This window comes from Erwinia persicina, assembly GCF_019844095.1.
GTDB classification, from domain to species: Bacteria; Pseudomonadota; Gammaproteobacteria; order Enterobacterales; family Enterobacteriaceae; genus Erwinia; species Erwinia persicina.
Window position 1 is genome coordinate 869,725 of sequence record NZ_CP082141.1, and the last position, 15,939, is coordinate 885,663.

16 protein-coding genes are annotated in these 15,939 nt (G+C 56.4%); 12 read left to right on the forward strand and 4 right to left on the reverse strand.

Annotated elements, in window-relative coordinates; translation table 11 throughout:
• Positions 1 to 25: 25 nt before the first annotated feature.
• From sdhE to creD, 5 genes are all read left to right on the forward strand, one after another.
• Positions 26 to 292 carry an FAD assembly factor SdhE gene (gene sdhE / locus K6L24_RS03985; protein ID WP_062744288.1) on the forward strand — a complete coding sequence of 89 codons (267 nt, stop codon included), beginning with the start codon at positions 26 to 28 and terminating at the stop codon, positions 290 to 292.
• Positions 273 to 686 carry a protein YgfX gene (locus tag K6L24_RS03990; RefSeq protein WP_062744287.1) on the forward strand — a complete coding sequence of 138 codons (414 nt, stop codon included), beginning with the start codon at positions 273 to 275 and terminating at the stop codon, positions 684 to 686. Before sdhE ends, K6L24_RS03990 begins: the two co-directional genes overlap by 20 nt.
• Complete coding sequence (gene creB, locus K6L24_RS03995; RefSeq protein ID WP_062744286.1) at positions 679 to 1,374, forward strand: two-component system response regulator CreB; 696 nt, start codon at positions 679 to 681, stop codon at positions 1,372 to 1,374. The genes K6L24_RS03990 and creB overlap by 8 nt, the downstream gene beginning before the upstream one ends.
• Complete coding sequence (creC, locus tag K6L24_RS04000) at positions 1,374 to 2,798, forward strand: two-component system sensor histidine kinase CreC (RefSeq protein ID WP_191927640.1); 1,425 nt, start codon at positions 1,374 to 1,376, stop codon at positions 2,796 to 2,798. Before creB ends, creC begins: the two co-directional genes overlap by 1 nt.
• An 82-nt stretch (positions 2,799 to 2,880) precedes the next feature.
• A complete protein-coding gene (gene creD / locus K6L24_RS04005) occupies positions 2,881 to 4,242 on the forward strand; it encodes a cell envelope integrity protein CreD (RefSeq protein WP_137269030.1) in 1,362 nt (453 codons plus the stop codon).
• A gap of 97 nt (positions 4,243 to 4,339) precedes the next feature.
• Here the strand turns inward: creD and fldB are convergent, their stop codons facing one another.
• Positions 4,340 to 4,858 (reverse strand): flavodoxin FldB, encoded by a 519-nt coding sequence (gene fldB / locus K6L24_RS04010; protein WP_062744283.1) that lies wholly within the window; start codon positions 4,856 to 4,858, stop codon positions 4,340 to 4,342.
• 180 nt (positions 4,859 to 5,038) lie between these two features.
• On the opposite strand from fldB, the gene xerD reads away from it, so the two are divergent.
• From xerD to recJ, 3 genes are read left to right on the forward strand one after another with little or no spacing between them, the layout of a single operon-like run.
• A complete protein-coding gene (gene xerD, locus K6L24_RS04015) occupies positions 5,039 to 5,932 on the forward strand; it encodes a site-specific tyrosine recombinase XerD (RefSeq protein WP_062744282.1) in 894 nt (297 codons plus the stop codon).
• A 45-nt stretch (positions 5,933 to 5,977) separates the two neighbouring features.
• On the forward strand, positions 5,978 to 6,682 hold the full coding sequence (dsbC, locus tag K6L24_RS04020) for a bifunctional protein-disulfide isomerase/oxidoreductase DsbC (RefSeq protein WP_118663263.1): 705 nt from the start codon (positions 5,978 to 5,980) through the stop codon (positions 6,680 to 6,682).
• A 4-nt stretch (positions 6,683 to 6,686) separates the two neighbouring features.
• Complete coding sequence (gene recJ, locus K6L24_RS04025; protein ID WP_222681965.1) at positions 6,687 to 8,405, forward strand: single-stranded-DNA-specific exonuclease RecJ; 1,719 nt, start codon at positions 6,687 to 6,689, stop codon at positions 8,403 to 8,405.
• 70 nt (positions 8,406 to 8,475) lie between these two features.
• Here recJ and K6L24_RS04030 read toward each other — a convergent pair whose 3' ends face one another.
• A complete protein-coding gene (locus K6L24_RS04030) occupies positions 8,476 to 9,099 on the reverse strand; it encodes a LysE family translocator (RefSeq protein WP_222681966.1) in 624 nt (207 codons plus the stop codon).
• A 211-nt stretch (positions 9,100 to 9,310) separates the two neighbouring features.
• On the opposite strand from K6L24_RS04030, the gene prfB reads away from it, so the two are divergent.
• From prfB to K6L24_RS04045, 3 genes are all read left to right on the forward strand, one after another.
• Positions 9,311 to 10,409 (forward strand): peptide chain release factor 2 gene (gene prfB, locus K6L24_RS04035; protein WP_137269027.1). Its coding sequence is split into 2 segments (ribosomal slippage): positions 9,311 to 9,385 and positions 9,387 to 10,409, totalling 1,098 coding nucleotides; the frame shifts between segments, so codons are not numbered across the junction.
• A 9-nt stretch (positions 10,410 to 10,418) separates the two neighbouring features.
• Positions 10,419 to 11,939 (forward strand): lysine--tRNA ligase, encoded by a 1,521-nt coding sequence (lysS, locus tag K6L24_RS04040; RefSeq protein WP_062744278.1) that lies wholly within the window; start codon positions 10,419 to 10,421, stop codon positions 11,937 to 11,939.
• Positions 11,940 to 12,053: 114 nt separating this feature from the next.
• Positions 12,054 to 12,554 carry a cupin domain-containing protein gene (locus tag K6L24_RS04045; RefSeq protein WP_062744277.1) on the forward strand — a complete coding sequence of 167 codons (501 nt, stop codon included), beginning with the start codon at positions 12,054 to 12,056 and terminating at the stop codon, positions 12,552 to 12,554.
• 77 nt (positions 12,555 to 12,631) lie between these two features.
• Here the strand turns inward: K6L24_RS04045 and K6L24_RS04050 are convergent, their stop codons facing one another.
• The gene (locus tag K6L24_RS04050; protein ID WP_118663271.1) at positions 12,632 to 13,255 is read right to left on the reverse strand and encodes a trypsin-like peptidase domain-containing protein; all 624 of its coding nucleotides are present in this window, start codon (positions 13,253 to 13,255) and stop codon (positions 12,632 to 12,634) included.
• Positions 13,256 to 13,737: 482 nt separating this feature from the next.
• Here K6L24_RS04050 and K6L24_RS04055 point away from each other — a divergent pair, with 482 nt between their 5' ends.
• A complete protein-coding gene (locus tag K6L24_RS04055) occupies positions 13,738 to 14,901 on the forward strand; it encodes an MFS transporter (RefSeq protein ID WP_118663273.1) in 1,164 nt (387 codons plus the stop codon).
• On the opposite strand, the gene K6L24_RS04060 is transcribed toward K6L24_RS04055, so the two are convergent.
• Positions 14,898 to 15,818 carry a LysR family transcriptional regulator gene (locus K6L24_RS04060; protein WP_062744274.1) on the reverse strand — a complete coding sequence of 307 codons (921 nt, stop codon included), beginning with the start codon at positions 15,816 to 15,818 and terminating at the stop codon, positions 14,898 to 14,900. The two genes, K6L24_RS04055 and K6L24_RS04060, sit on opposite strands and share 4 nt — an antisense overlap.
• Positions 15,819 to 15,939: the final 121 nt, after the last annotated feature.

Genomic DNA, 15,939 nt, shown 5'->3' on the forward strand with positions numbered 1-15,939 from the left:
GTTTTGTTAACCGACACAGAGTGACATGGATATTTCAAACAAATCACGAATTCACTGGGCATGCCGTCGCGGTATGCGTGAGCTGGATATCTCCATCATGCCGTTTTTTGAGTATGAATATGACTCGCTCAACGATCAGGATAAACAACTTTTCGTTCGCCTGCTGGAGAATGATGATCCCGATCTGTTTAACTGGCTGATGAATCATGGCGAACCGGCCGATGACGAGTTAAAGCGCATGGTCGCCCTGATCCAGGACCGAAACAGAGAACGTGGTCCGGTGCCACTGTAACCTTCGGCTTTCACGGCACGCGCAGAGCTTATCCCTGCTACTGCACGGTGGCGTGATGCTGTTACTGTTGCTGGCACCCTGGCCTCCTGAAGCCTCGCTGGTTAAAGTTGCTCTGCTGTTGCTGACAGGGGGGGAGTGCCTGCGCAGTTGCCGCCGCACCCGGCGCTGGCAGGGGCTTTTTGTACTGCTCAGCGGCCGTCGCGTCCAGTGGCATCAGGCACAGTGGCAGATGGTTTCACCGCCATGGATGACCCGTCATGCCGTGCGTCTGTCCTTACGGGACAACCAGGGGCGGCATGAACGGTTGTGGCTTTTTGCCGATGGTATGGATAACAGTGAGTGGCGGCTTTTGCGCCAGCAATTGCTCAGTAAAAAGGAATGGCGTGATGAGTAGCGCGACCCTGTGGCTGGTAGAAGATGAAGCGGCCATTGCTGATACCCTGCTGTATATGCTGCAGCTTGAGGGGTTTTCCACCCGCTGGTTCCCCAGAGGAATGCCGATGCTGGATGCACTGGGGCAGGAAGTGCCCGACCTGGTGATCCTTGATGTGGGGCTGCCGGATATCAACGGCTTTGAGCTGTGCCGCCGGCTGCTGGCGAGTCAGCCCGATCTGCCCGTGCTGTTCCTCACCGCCCGCAGTGAAGAGGTTGATCGCCTGCTGGGGCTGGAGATTGGGGCGGATGATTATGTCGCTAAACCTTTTTCGCCACGTGAAGTCTGTGCCCGGGTACGTACTTTGCTGCGTCGCCTGCAAAAACAGCAGCGTATTGCACAGTCGCCAAAGTATAACGTTGGCAGTTTTACGCTGGATGAGGCTTCCGCCCGGGTGGAGTGGTGCCAGCAGCCGCTGGCCCTGACGCGCTATGAATATCTGCTGCTGAAAACCCTGTTGCTGTCGCCCGGGCGGGTTTTTTCCCGGCAGCAGTTGATGAATCTGGTGTGGAAAGAGGCGGAAGAGAGCCTTGATCGTACTGTTGATACTCATATTAAAACGCTGCGCGCCAAACTCCGTGACATCAATCCGCATGAGCAGGTGCTGCTGACGCATCGCGGCCTCGGCTACAGCCTGGTGGCTGGCTGATGCGCATCGGGATGCGTTTGCTGCTGGGCTATTTCCTGATCGTTGCCGTGGCCGCGTGGTTTGTGCTGAGTATCTTTCTTAAAGAAGTTAAACCCGGCGTCCGCCGCGCTACCGAAGGGACGCTGGTGGATACCGCCACGCTGCTGGCACAGTTTGCGCGGGCCGATATTCTCAGTGGCCAGCCGCAGAACGGGCAGCTTGCCGCCGCTTTCTCACAGCTGCGCGGCTATCCGGTCAGGGCGGATATCAGTGGGATTGCCAAGCGTCGTAATGAGTACCGGGTCTATCTGACCGATGAGAAAGGCAGGGTGCTGTTCGATTCTGCTGGCGTAGCCCTGGGTCAGGATTACTCCCGCTGGAATGATGTCCTGCTGACCCTGCGGGGTGAATACGGCGCACGTAGCTCGCGCAGTAATCCGGATGATGATGCCAGTTCCGTCATGTATGTCGCGGCACCGGTGCGTGACGGCGCCAGGCTGTTGGGGGTCCTCAGCGTCGGGAAGGCCAACAGCACCATGGTGCCGGTGATCCGCCGCAGTGAGCGTCGTATCCTGTGGGCAGGGGCGGCGCTGCTGGGGATCGCGCTGCTGATCGGTCTGACTTTTGTGCTGTGGATTAACCGTTCCGTGGGGCGTCTGGTGCGTTACGCCGACTCCGTCACCCAGGGAGAGGCACTGCCCCTTCCCGCCATGAACAGCAGTGAGTTGCGCAAGCTGGCACAGGCGCTGGAAAGTATGCGCCTGAAACTGGAGGGTAAACGCTATATTGAGCATTATGCTCATGCGCTGACTCACGAACTGAAAAGCCCGCTGGCAGCAATCCGGGGGGCGGCTGAAATTCTGCATGAATGCCCCCCTGCTGCGGTGGTTCAGCGCTTCTCGGCCAATATCCTGCAACAAAATATCCGGATGCAGCGGCTTATCGACAACCTGCTTCGCCAGGCCACGCTGGAAAACCGTCCGGAGATCCAGCGGCAGACCGTCAGCCTGCTGCCGCTGGTCACGGGACTGTGCGACAGCCGGGCGGTTCAGGCCCAGGGCAAACGACTGACTTTTGATGCTGAGGCACTGGTGGGGCTGTCCGTTCGGGCAGATCCGCTACTGCTGGAGCAGGCGCTGGCCAATTTACTGGATAACGCTCTCGATTTTACGCCGCTGGCGGGAGAGGTGCGTATTGAGGTCAGCCAGAGCACGGACGAAATGATTTTTCAGGTGCTGGACAGTGGCAGCGGTATTCCTGACTATGCACTGCCTCATATTTTCGACCGGTTCTATTCGCTGCCGCGCAGCAATGGTGAAAAGAGCAGTGGACTGGGGCTGGCCTTTGTCCGCGAAGTGGCGCGACTGCATCAGGGGAGCATCACGTTAACCCCCCGGGCGGAAGGTGGCGTCTGTGCGCAACTGACGATAAAAAATAACGTCTGACTTCACCGTCTCTTCACATAACTTCATTTTCTCCCCATTCAGGGGGGCTATCTTCTGCGTTATACACACAGGAGAATCGCCCATGAATAAATCCCCCGTATTATGGAAAATGTTAACGCTTATCGGCTGCCTGTTACTGCTGCTGGTGCCGCTGAGTATGCTCAGTACATTGATCACCGAGCGCAGCGTATGGCGCGACAACGTGGCAGACAAGCTCAGCCAGAGCACCAGCGGTCCGCAGCGCCTGTTCGGACCGCTGATTGCCATTCCCTGGAGCGAAATCGTCACGGAAATGCGTGAGGGAAAGGAGGTTACGGTAAAGGTCACCCATTTGCGCTATTTTCTGCCTGAAAGCCTGAAAGTGACGGGCGATCAGAAGGTGGAAGAGCGCAAGGTCGGCATTTACAAGGGGCAGGTCTGGCGTACGGGCATCAACATTAATGCCACCTTTAATCGGGATCAGCTGGCCGACATTGCCCGTCCTGGGGTCACTCTGGGCGATCCGCTACTGGTGATGGGCGTTGGCGATCCACGCGGGATCAGCAGCGTGACGTCGCTGAATATTGGCGATAAGCAGTTCGATTTCCAGCCGGGTAGCCAGCTTCCGGGCAATAGCGAAGGGTTACACGTTGAGCTGCCGCCAGAGGTTTTACAGGAGAAAAGCCTGGCGCTGAACTTCTCGCTCAAACTGCTGGGAACACAGAAGCTGGAAGTGGTGCCTCTGGGTAAAAACAGCACCTTTGATCTGAAGAGCAACTGGCCGCATCCGGGCTTTACCGGCAGCTTCCTGCCGGAACAACGCCAGATCACGCCTGAAGGTTTTACGGCGCGCTGGCAGAGCAGCTGGTTTGCTAACAACATCAACTCGCTGGTGCGGGATGATTTTACCGTCAGTACAGAAACGCTCCCGGCCTTCAGCGCGATGGTAGTCAATCCGGTTGACCAGTACCAGCTGACCCAGCGGGCGGTAAAATATGCCATTCTGCTGATCGGTCTGACCTATATGGCGTTTTTCCTGTTTGAAACGCTGACCGCACTGCGCGTTCACCCGATGCAGTATCTGCTGGTGGGGCTGTCGCTGGTGATGTTCTTCCTGGTACTGCTGGCGCTGTCTGAGCATATTGGCTTCAACCTGGCCTGGCTGACGGCAAGTCTGACCTGTGCAGCCATTAACGGCTTCTACCTGCAGGCGGTATTGCAGGGATGGCGGCGCAGCCTGCTGTTCGTTGGCGGTGTACTGGCGCTGGATGCGGTGCTGTGGCAGCTGCTGCAGTCGGAAGACAGCGCGCTGCTGCTGGGCACCGGCGTGCTGATGGCGGCACTGGCGGCGGTAATGGCGCTGACGCGTAATATCGACTGGTACCGGCTGTCCGCAGCGGCTAAACCGCAGGAGAGTAGCGAAGCAGGGCAGGACGGGAAGGGACGTTTCGGTCTGTGGAAATAAGCGGCTGAACACAACAGGGCGAACCGTGACAGAAGGTTCGCCCCTGCTCAGGGGCCGGTCATCTCTTTGACCGGCCCTTTTGTGTTGGGCACCACGATTACAGCAGTTCGGCCATCTCCGTCAGGATCTGTTCACACCACTGGGCAATACGTTCGTCAGTCTGCTCAAACTGGTTGATATCATCCAGCGCCAGACCGACAAACTGCTTACCATCGGCGGTCAGCGGTTTTTTACTGGTAAACTCGTAGCCTTCCAGCGGCCAGTAACCCACAAACTGCACGCCGGAGGGCGCCAGTACCTCGTGCAGCATCCCCAGTGCATCCAGGAACCATTCGCTGTACTCCCCCTGGTCCCCCATGCCGTAAAGGGCCACCACCTTGCCCTGTAAATTAAGCTGCGGCAGTTCTGTCCAGATCGCTTCCCAGTCTTCCTGCAGTTCGCCAAAATCCCAGGTCGGAATACCCAGGATCAGCAAATCGTACTGTTCCATCAGCGCCGGAGAATCGTCTTTCAGGTTATGCAGCGTGACCAGATCGTCCCCGATAAAGTCACGGATCTTCTCGGCGGCCATCTCGGTGTAGCAGGTACTGGATCCATAAAACAGACCAATATTCATGGTAGTGGCACTCGTTTTTCCTAAAGTCTGCCGGCGATTATATCAGAAGGCGGCAGGAATAAGGCATAATGGGTGCACTTTGTACGACAGTACGATATGTCATCATGCTGTTTTTAAAGCATTAAATGGGTTTTAGTTGCGCACTCATCGTTATGATAACGACAGACTGGAGAGGTTGAGGTGCAGGATAACGATCTGATTGAGCAGTTTCTTGATGCGCTGTGGATCGAGCGTAATCTGGCGCAAAATACCGTGGCGTCATATCGTCTTGATCTGCGGTCGCTCTGCGGCTGGCTGGCGCATCATCAGCTGTCGCTGCTGACCGTGGATGCGATAGCTTTACAGGGCTTCCTGGCGGAACGGCTTGAGGGGGGCTACAAGGCCACCAGTTCGGCACGCCTGCTCAGTGCGATGCGCCGCCTGTTCCAGTATCTCTACCGTGAAAAGCTGCGTGCGGACGATCCCAGTGCGTTGTTATCGTCGCCCAAGCTGCCACAGCGCCTGCCGAAAGACCTGTCTGAAGCGCAGGTGGAAAGACTGCTTCAGGCTCCCTGCCTCGATCAGCCCATTGAGCTGCGTGATAAAGCGATGCTCGAGCTGCTTTACGCCACCGGGCTGCGCGTGACCGAACTGGTGGGGCTGACCCTGAGCGATATCAGCCTGCGGCAGGGGGTGGTGCGCGTCATCGGCAAGGGAAATAAAGAGCGGCTGGTGCCGATGGGCGAAGAGGCGGTTCACTGGATCGAACAGTTTATTGAGTATGGCCGCCCGTGGCTGCTTAACGGCCAGACGCTGGACGTACTGTTTCCCAGTAACCGCGCGCAACAAATGACCCGGCAAACTTTCTGGCATCGCATTAAACATTACGCCACACTGGCGGGCATCGATAGCGCAAAACTGTCTCCGCACGTGCTGCGCCATGCGTTTGCTACCCATCTGTTGAACCACGGCGCCGATTTGCGTGTCGTACAGATGCTGTTAGGTCACAGCGATTTATCGACCACCCAGATTTACACGCACGTAGCGACCGAACGACTGCGCCAGTTACACCAGCAGCATCATCCACGTGCCTGATTGATATAAAATACAGCCCGCTTAGTGAGGCTATAAGGACATGAAATGAAGAAGCACTACCTGTTACTTTCGGGACTCATCGCGCTGGCCAGTGGACTGGTCCATGCCGACGATGCCGCCATTAAACAGTCTCTCAGTAAGCTGGGCTTACAGCAGACCGAGATCCAGCCTTCGCCACTGCCTGGTTTTAAAACGGTATTGAGCGAAAGCGGTGTGCTGTACGTGACCGATGACGGCAAACATTTTGTCCAGGGTCCGCTCTATGACGTCAGTGGCAGCCAGCCGGTCAACGTCACTAATCAGCTTCTGGAAAAGAAAGTGGAAGCACTGAGCAAAGAGATGATCGTTTATAAAGCACCTAAGCAGCAGTATGTGGTGACGGTCTTTACTGATATTACCTGTGGATACTGCCGCAAGCTGCACGAGCAGATGGCTGACTACAACGCACTGGGGATCACCGTGCGCTATCTGGCTTTCCCACGTGAGGGTATGAACGGCAACGTGGCGAAGGAGATGAAATCGATCTGGTCGGCGGGTGAACCGCGTAAAGCTTTTGACGCGGCGATGAAAGGCGAGGCAGTGTCACCGATTGATGGCAAAATCGATATTGGTCAGCAGTATAAATTAGGTGTGCTTTACGGCATTCAGGGCACGCCGGCAATGCTGCTGGAAAACGGGACGATGATCCCGGGTTACCAGAGCCCGCAGGATCTGAAGAAATTCCTCGATAGCCAGAAAAACGGCGGCTGAGTTGGTGAATCGTAAAACTGAACTCCGTCGTCGCGAGGCGACGGACGCTGCTGCACTCCCTGCCGATCTTCACCCGCTGTTACATCGTCTGTATGCCCGCCGGGGCATACAGCAGGCCAGTGAGCTGGAGCGGGGGGCGAAATATCTGCACCCCTTCCAGTCGCTGAGTGGTATTCAGACGGCTGCGACTCTTTTACAACAGGCGCTGGCTGACAACCTCTGCATTATGATCGTCGGTGATTTCGATGCCGACGGCGCCACCAGCACCGCGCTGACCGTGCTGGCACTGCGCAGCATGGGCGGGCAGAACGTCAAGTATCTGGTCCCCAACCGTTTTGATGACGGTTATGGTCTGAGCCCGGAAGTGGTGGAGCAGGCCGCAGCCCGTGGTGCCCAGCTGATCCTGACCGTAGATAACGGTATCTCCTCACACGCCGGGGTGACACTGGCCAACGAGAAAGGCATTGCGGTGATCGTGACCGATCACCACCTGCCGGGTGATACGTTACCGGAGGCGGCAGCCATCGTTAACCCTAATCTTGCTGACTGTGATTTTCCCTCCAAGTCGCTGGCGGGCGTTGGCGTGGCGTTCTACCTGATGCTGGCGCTGCGCGCGCAGTTGCGCGACAGCGGGGTGACGACACTGCCCAATCTGGCAGAGCTGCTGGATCTGGTGGCGCTGGGTACCGTGGCCGACGTGGTACCGCTGGATGCGAACAACCGCATTCTGGTCTGGCAGGGGCTGAGTCGTATCCGTGCCGGTAAGTGCCGTCCAGGGATTCGCGCACTGCTGGAAATCGCTAACCGCGATGCGCGTCAGCTCGCTGCCAGTGATTTGGGCTTTGCCCTCGGGCCGCGTCTGAATGCGGCAGGAAGACTGGATGATATGTCGGTCGGCGTGGCGCTGCTGCTGAGTGAAGATCTGGGCCAGGCACGAATGCTGGCCAGCGAGCTCGACGCGCTGAACCAGACGCGTAAAGAGATCGAGCAGGGAATGCAGTCCGAAGCCCTCGCCCTGTGCGATAAACTGGAAAGCACCAGCGAAGCGCTGCCGCTGGGTATCGCTATGTACCATCCTGAGTGGCATCAGGGGGTAGTCGGCATTCTGGCATCCCGTCTGAAAGAGCGTTTCAACCGTCCGGTGATTGCCTTTGCACCGGCAGGTGACGGGACGCTGAAAGGATCGGGACGCTCAATTGCCGGGCTGCATATGCGCGATGCGCTGGAGCGGCTGGATACACTGAATCCGGGGCTGATCATTAAATTTGGTGGCCATGCGATGGCGGCAGGCCTGTCGCTGGAAGAAGCTAACTTTGAGCGCTTCCGCCAGTGTTTTTCTGAACTGGTGGGGGACTGGCTCGATGCTGAATCTCTGCAGGGGATCATCTGGTCCGATGGCGAACTGATGGCCCAGGAGCTGACGCTGCCGACGGCCGAACTGCTGCGCGAAGCGGGCCCGTGGGGGCAGGCGTTCCCGGAGCCGACGTTTGACGGTAAGTTCAGGTTGTTACAGCAGAAACTGGTGGGCGAACGTCATCTTAAAGTGATGATTGAGCCGCTGGGCGGCGGGCCGCTGCTGGACGGCATCGCCTTTAATATTGATACGACGCTGTGGCCCGATCCGAGTGTCCGGCAGGTCGAGCTGGCGTACAAGCTTGACGTCAATGAGTTCCGAGGCAACCGCACTGTGCAGCTGATTATCGAACATCTCTGGGCATTGTAATCTGCCCCTGCTATGGCGGGGGCATGATGACAGGCAGCGGGCTGACCAAAACAGCAGGCCGGCCCGGGTTTCATCCCGGGCGGCGGCTTAATGCCAGCCTGGCAGCAAACAGCAGAAATACCGTGCCGGTGGTGCGGTCCAGCCACTTCACCACCTTCTCACGCTTCAGCACGCCGGACAGCTTACGCGTACTGCCAATCAGTAGCGACGACCACAGCGTACCCAGTACCACATGGATCAGCACCAGTCCGAACGTCCATAGCACCGGGGAATGCCCGGTTGGAATAAACTGCGGCAGGAAAGAGACATAGAAAATGCCCACCTTGGGGTTAAGCAGGTTGCCGAAAAAGCCGCGCAGGAACGCATTCTGTGATCCGGTTGCCAGCGCTGCCTCACCCATATTTGCACGCGGTTTCAACAGCATCTGCACGCCCAGCCCGGCGAGATAGGCCGCCCCGCACCACTTCAGCAGGTTGTACGCCAGTTCAGAGACGGCAATCAGCGCCCCCAGACCAAAAGCCACCGCGACCGCCCAGGCCAGGCACCCGGCATTAATCCCCAGCTGTGCCTGAATCGCTTTTTTCGTTCCCTCCACGGCGGAGGTACGCAAAATCAGCGCGGTATCCAGCCCCGGCGTGAGGGTGAGCAGGGTGGCCGCAAAGGTAAAGGCCAGCAGGGCATCGGTCACAGACATTTTCAGGCTCCAATCTTTGCGATACTCAGGGCTGACCGGAAAGAGGGGGTCACCCCTGACAAATTATGGCAGGATGAGCGAAAAAGAAGGCCATCCCTCAGGGGCACTGAATACGCAATGCGCGTTCAGTGCTACAAACTGTGCGCCATTTCGGTTAAACTGCGTGGTTACAATTACGCCCTTTTCGATCACCTAAAAAGATTCTAAAACCATGTTTGAAATTAATCCGGTAAAGAACCGTATTCAGGATCTCACTGAACGCAGCAGCGTCCTTCGGGGGTATCTTTGACTATGATGCCAAGAAAGAACGCTTACAGGAAGTTAACGCTGAACTAGAGCAGCCTGATGTCTGGAACGAACCCGATCGCGCACAGGCGCTGGGTAAAGAACGTTCCGCATTAGAGGCCGTTGTTGAAACGCTGGATCTGATGGAGCAGGGGCTGGAAGATGTCGCTGGTCTGCTGGAGCTCGCGGTAGAAGCCGAAGATGAAGACACGTTTAACGAAGCGATTGCTGAACTTGACGTGCTGGAAAAGAAACTCGGTGAGTTAGAGTTCCGCCGCATGTTTTCTGGTGAATACGACAGCGCCGACTGCTACATGGATATCCAGGCCGGTTCGGGCGGAACGGAAGCTCAGGACTGGGCCAGCATGCTGCTGCGCATGTACCTGCGCTGGGCGGAAGCCCGTGGTTACAAGACTGAAATCATCGAAGAGTCTGACGGCGAAGTCGCAGGCACCAAATCCGCGACCATCAAAATCATCGGCGACTACGCGTTCGGCTGGTTACGTACTGAAACCGGCGTGCATCGCCTGGTGCGTAAAAGCCCGTTTGACTCCGGTGGCCGTCGACATACCTCGTTCAGTTCGGTGTTTATTTACCCGGAAGTGGATGACAACATCGATATTGATATTAACCCGGCCGACCTGCGTATCGACGTCTACCGCGCTTCAGGGGCAGGTGGTCAGCACGTTAACAAGACCGAGTCGGCGGTGCGTATTACCCACTTACCGACCAACATTGTGGTGCAGTGCCAGAACGATCGTTCTCAGCATAAAAATAAAGACCAGGCTTTCAAGCAGTTGCGTGCGAAGCTTTACGAATATGAAATGCAGAAGAAAAATGCGGATAAACAGGCGGCGGAAGACAACAAGTCTGACATCGGCTGGGGTAGCCAGATCCGCTCTTACGTGCTGGATGATTCCCGCATCAAGGATCTGCGTACCGGCGTAGAGACGCGCAACACTCAGGCGGTTCTGGACGGCGATCTGGATCGTTTTATCGAAGCAAGTTTGAAAGCAGGTTTATAAGGAACTCACATGTCTGAACAACAACCGCAGGCCGCTGATGCTGCACTTGAGCTGAACAATGAATTGAAATCGCGCCGTGAGAAGCTGGCCGCGTTGCGTGAAGCCGGTCTGCCGTTCCCGAACGATTTCCGCCGTGACCGGACTTCCGATACGCTTCATGCCGAATTTGATGGCAAAGAGAACGAAGAGCTGGAAGCACTGAACATCGAAGTCAGCGTGGCAGGCCGTATGATGACTCGTCGCATTATGGGTAAAGCCTCTTTCGTCACGCTGCAGGATGTGGGTGGCCGTATTCAGCTTTACGTTGCCCGCGACGATCTGGCAGAAGGTATTTATAACGAACAGTTCAAGAAGTGGGATCTCGGCGATATCGTCGGGGCACGCGGTAAGCTGTTCAAGACGAAAACCGGTGAGCTGTCGATTCACTGTAGCGAACTGCGTCTGCTGACCAAAGCCCTGCGCCCGCTGCCGGACAAGTTCCACGGTCTGGCCGATCAGGAAACCCGTTACCGTCAGCGTTACCTTGACCTGATCGCTAACGACGAGTCGCGCAACACGTTTAAAATCCGCTCCCAGATCATGGCCGGCATCCGCAGCTTTATGGTGGGCCGCGATTTTATGGAAGTGGAAACCCCGATGATGCAGGTGATCCCCGGCGGCGCGGCGGCGCGTCCGTTTATCACCCATCATAATGCGCTGGACATTGATATGTACCTGCGTATTGCCCCGGAGCTGTATCTGAAGCGCCTGGTGGTGGGAGGGTTCGATCGCGTCTTCGAAATCAACCGTAACTTCCGTAATGAAGGGGTTTCCCCACGCCATAATCCAGAGTTCACCATGATGGAACTCTATATGGCTTATGCGGATTATAAAGACCTGATCGAACTGACCGAAAGCCTGTTCCGTACGCTGGCGCAGGATATTCTGGGCAACACCGTGGTGCCTTACGGCGATCAGGAGTTCGACTTCGGTAAGCCGTTTGAAAAGCTGACGATGAAAGAAGCCATTCTGAAATATCGTCCGGAAACCCTTCTGGCCGATCTCGATGACTTTGATAAATCGGTGGTGATTGCACAGTCTCTGGGCATCAAAGTCGAGAAGAGCTGGGGTCTGGGCCGTCTGGTTACCGAGATCTTCGAAGAGACCGCCGAAGCGCATCTTATCCAGCCAACGTTCATCACGGAATACCCGGCAGAGGTTTCGCCGCTGGCACGCCGTAACGACCAGAATCCGGAGATCACCGATCGCTTCGAGTTCTTTATTGGCGGCCGTGAAATCGGTAACGGCTTCTCCGAGCTGAACGATGCGGAAGATCAGGCAGAGCGTTTCCTGCAGCAGGTTAATGCGAAAGACGCCGGTGATGACGAAGCGATGTTCTACGATGAAGACTACGTGACAGCACTGGAGCACGGTCTGCCGCCAACGGCAGGTCTGGGGATCGGTATTGACCGTATGGTGATGCTGTTTACCAACAGCCACACCATTCGTGATGTGATCCTGTTCCCGGCAATGCGGCCAGGCAACAAGTAAGCGTATATCGCAGCATCAAACGGTCAGCCTTATCGCTGGCCGTTTTTTTTTGCGTCCCTCGGCAAAATAGCCAATAGTTACGTTTTATCACATCGTACTGCAGGGAGAATCCCCATGGCCCGACCTGGTTTTATCCGCCACTGGCAGGAACTGGAGGGAGAGGATAATGAACACTATCCGGACAGCGACGAGCTGATGTCGATTGGCGCCCCGCTTGGCAGAGCTCTGGGCCTGACGCGTCTGGGGATTCACCATGAACGCTTACTGCCGGGGCGGCGAATGTCGTACCCCCACGCAGAAAGTGCGGAAGAAGAGTTTGTTTTTGTGCTGGAAGGCGAACCGGACGTATGGATCAACGGCGAGCTGCATCGGTTAAGGCCCGGAGATGCGGTGGCATTCCCGGCGGGCAGCGGTATTTGTCATACCTTTATCAATAATAGCGATCGTGAGGCCCGCTTTATGGTGGTCGGCGAAGCGAATAAAAAAGATAACCGCATCTGGTATCCCAAAAATCCGGTCTACCTCTCAACGCGAGAGGACCGCTGGGAAAACCCGCCAGAACAGGATTTTGGCCCCCACGACGGATTGCCTGACATACTGAAAAAAGGGCCATGAGAAAAACGTTGGGGCAGTACGATACCTGTCCGGGCGACGAAGGTGTTTCTGCTGGCGTCCATGTGCTGCGCTGAGCTTCAGGATTTTACTGCATCATTCAGCCAGTCTTTAAAGCGGGCGTAGGGAATATACAGCGAGACATCTTTATACAGCGTTTTGCCGGTTTTCATGTCGTTAATGCGCTTGCTGTAGCCCACAATCACCCCGCCGATAGAGTCGTCTGAGGCGTTATACACCGCGCCGCCGGACATGCCCTGTACCACGCCCGCATCTGATGCCACCACCACGCAGCTGACTTTATTCCAGGAATTTTTCAGCCCGGTATTGATCAGGTTAGTGCCGGTTGAGGCCACCGGCATCGCCGAGATAAAGCTGTAGCCATACATGTTCACTTTGTCGCCGATCAGACCATTACGAAAATGCGGGGGAGGGGGATTATCATTTTTGTGATAAACCACTGCCAGATCGCACTCGGGATGATAGGACTTCACCCGGTACATAGAGAACTTAGCGACATGGGCCGCCGTCAGACTGTAGTTGGCCGTCAGTGGGATGGTGGTGCCCAGCGTCCCCAGCCCCAGAACAGTTGGAATGCCGGTGACGGTCATATCCACCCGGTCATGCGCTTCACTGCTGTACTGATACTTCCCTACAGAACACCCGCCCAGAAAAAGGGCTAGCAGGCAAATGGCGAGTCGCATCGGGTCTCCTCAGTAATGAGTGATTCAGGCACAGCAGGAGAGGTCATTACCTCGTTTACGGATATATCGGCTCGCGTTCGTAAAACTTTAATGTATTGAATACGCAAAAAACAAATCAGCATATTCCCCAGGGCCCGATAAAGCTCAGTCTTCAGTTAAAATCTTAGGATGAATCGCAAAAAAGAATCATTAGAAATAATGATGTAATTTGGGATTAGGGCAAAGTATAGCGAACTACGTTGACGAAATGTGCACTCGATCGCTTTTTTTTCGTCTTGTGATGAGCTGAATCAGACGATTCTTGCCTGTAAGACAACAGTCTCTTGCTGAATCCGCGCTGTAAGCCTTTCTGCTGCTATGTTTTAATAAGTTGCTGTGACCCAGATCACTCATCCTGAGCGACTGCGTTAATTTAAATCAATACCCGAATGAGTTCTCTGCTGGCAGAGGGCGGGTTTTCTATTCTCCTGGGAGTGTGTGACATGCCTGTTTCATTACTGGCGCTGGCGTTGAGTGCCTTTGCTATCGGCACCACCGAATTTGTCATTATGGGGCTGTTGCCGGAGGTCGCGAATGACCTGAGGGTGTCTATACCCTCTGCAGGCTGGCTGATCAGCGGCTATGCGCTCGGCGTGGCAATCGGGGCACCGATTATGGCCCTGCTGACCGCCAAACTGCCGCGTAAGCGGACGCTGACCCTGCTGATGGCAATCTTTATCGTGGGCAATGTCCTCTGCGCACTGGCCTATACCTATAACCTGCTGATGCTGGCGCGTATTGTGACCGCACTCTGTCACGGGGCCTTCTTTGGTATCGGGGCCGTGGTGGCCGCCAGCCTGGTGGCGCCGGGTAAACAGGCCTCGGCAGTCGCACTGATGTTTACCGGCTTAACGCTGGCGAACGTGCTGGGTGTCCCGCTGGGAACCTGGTTTGGTCAGATGTTTGGCTGGCGCGCCACGTTCTGGGGCGTAGCGGTGATTGGTGTGCTGGCCTTTATTGGCCTGATTGTCAGCCTGCCCACCAACAAAGATGAAAAACCGGTGCACCTGGCGTCAGAGGTAAGTGCGCTCAATAACGGCAAGCTTTGGCTGTCCCTGCTGATGACCGTCTTCTTCGCTGCTGCCATGTTTGCGCTGTTCAGCTATATCGCGCCACTGCTGTTAGAAGTCACCGGTATCACTGACCGGGGGGTTAGCTGGACGCTGTTCCTGATCGGTGCCGGTCTGACAGTCGGGAATATCCTTGGTGGCAAACTGGCAGACTGGAAAGTGTCCTTCAGCCTGATCCTCAGCTTCTCGCTGATTGCGGTGTTCTCCCTGCTGTTCAGCTGGACAAGCCATTCGCTGTGGCTGGCAGAAATCACCCTGTTCCTGTGGGCAATGGCTACCTTTGCGATGGTTCCTGCCCTGCAGATTAACGTGGTCCGCCACGGCAAAGATGCCCCGAACCTGGTCTCGACGCTGAATATTTCCGCCTTTAACGTCGGCAACGCGCTGGGCGCCTGGGTCGGTGGCGCCGTCATTGGCGGTGGCTACGGGTTGACGGCGGTGCCGGTCTCAGCCGCGTTACTGGCGGTGGCCGGGCTGCTGGTCTGCCTGTATACCTTCCGGGGATCGCGCGGTCGCCCCCAGGAGGCCCGCGCTTAACGCAGCCGCTGTACCAGCCGCTCGCTGAACGGCGCGATATGCTGATGCAGGTGCCGGCTAAAGGCGTCGACCAGCGCAGAGGCGGGCCGGTGACGTGGCCGGATAAGACTGACGGTGAACGGCACGGCGATGCTGAAACGCCGTATCACCACCCCGCTGTCGGCGTAATCCAGCGCCGTCAGCGGGTTCACAATTGACACGCCAATCCCCGCTTTTACCATTGAACAGACCGACGCTGCACTGTGCGTCTCCATCACCATTCGCCGCTGCACCCCGTGTTCGGCAAAAATACCATCCAGTATCTGTCGGTAGCTGTCGGTGCGCGACAGACTGATGTAGTTCTGTCCGTTGAAATCCGCTGGGGTCAGCGTGGTTCGCTGCACCAAGGCATGCCCGGCGGGCAGCACACAGACTTCATCGCCGGTAAACAGGGCAGTGCGATCGGTACCCGCCGGTGTATGCGTGGTTTCAGTAAGACCCAGATCGTAACGCTGTGCCGACAGCCACTCCTCCAGCAGCGGAGATTCCTGCGGAATAATATTCAGACTCAGCTCCGGGTAGTGCTGCATAAACGGCTGGCACAGCAGCGGCAGTAGCGATTGGGAAAACACCGGCAGGCAGGCGACTGACAGCTCCCCCTGACGAAACTGGCGCAGCCCCTCGGCGGCGCTGATAATGCGGTCAAGCCCGTACCAGGATCGCTGCACTTCTTCAAACAGCTGCAGCCCCTGCACCGTGGGTTGCAACCGGCCCCGTACTCGTTCAAATAACTGCAAACCGGTCAGTTTTTCGAAACGGGCCAGCTCGCGGCTGACGGTAGGCTGTGAGGTGTGCAGCAGCGTGGCGGCTTCAGTCAGGTTGCCGGTGGTGACCACGGCATGAAAAATTTCAATATGACGCAGAGAAATGCCTGCCATCGATGATTACCGGATTGTGTGCAGATAACCCATATCATGGGTGAATAGAGTCCAATAAAAAAGATATTTTTATCCCACATCAGGCTGTGGCGTAATGGCCGTATCATTTTAGGGAGAACGC

What these genes read in the sequence shown, in the direction of transcription:
- creB (WP_062744286.1), top strand. Translation starts at nt 679, where the DNA reads ATGAGTAGCGCGACCCTGTGGCTGGTAGAAGATGAAGCGGCCATTGCT.
- lysS (WP_062744278.1), top strand. Translation starts at nt 10,419, where the DNA reads ATGTCTGAACAACAACCGCAGGCCGCTGATGCTGCACTTGAGCTGAAC.
- fldB (WP_062744283.1), bottom strand. Translation starts at nt 4,858, where the DNA reads ATGAATATTGGTCTGTTTTATGGATCCAGTACCTGCTACACCGAGATG.
- creD (WP_137269030.1), top strand. Translation starts at nt 2,881, where the DNA reads ATGAATAAATCCCCCGTATTATGGAAAATGTTAACGCTTATCGGCTGC.
- K6L24_RS04045 (WP_062744277.1), top strand. Translation starts at nt 12,054, where the DNA reads ATGGCCCGACCTGGTTTTATCCGCCACTGGCAGGAACTGGAGGGAGAG.
- K6L24_RS04055 (WP_118663273.1), top strand. Translation starts at nt 13,738, where the DNA reads ATGCCTGTTTCATTACTGGCGCTGGCGTTGAGTGCCTTTGCTATCGGC.
- dsbC (WP_118663263.1), top strand. Translation starts at nt 5,978, where the DNA reads ATGAAGAAGCACTACCTGTTACTTTCGGGACTCATCGCGCTGGCCAGT.
- creC (WP_191927640.1), top strand. Translation starts at nt 1,374, where the DNA reads ATGCGCATCGGGATGCGTTTGCTGCTGGGCTATTTCCTGATCGTTGCC.
- K6L24_RS04030 (WP_222681966.1), bottom strand. Translation starts at nt 9,099, where the DNA reads ATGTCTGTGACCGATGCCCTGCTGGCCTTTACCTTTGCGGCCACCCTG.
- K6L24_RS04050 (WP_118663271.1), bottom strand. Translation starts at nt 13,255, where the DNA reads ATGCGACTCGCCATTTGCCTGCTAGCCCTTTTTCTGGGCGGGTGTTCT.
- K6L24_RS04060 (WP_062744274.1), bottom strand. Translation starts at nt 15,818, where the DNA reads ATGGCAGGCATTTCTCTGCGTCATATTGAAATTTTTCATGCCGTGGTC.
- sdhE (WP_062744288.1), top strand. Translation starts at nt 26, where the DNA reads ATGGATATTTCAAACAAATCACGAATTCACTGGGCATGCCGTCGCGGT.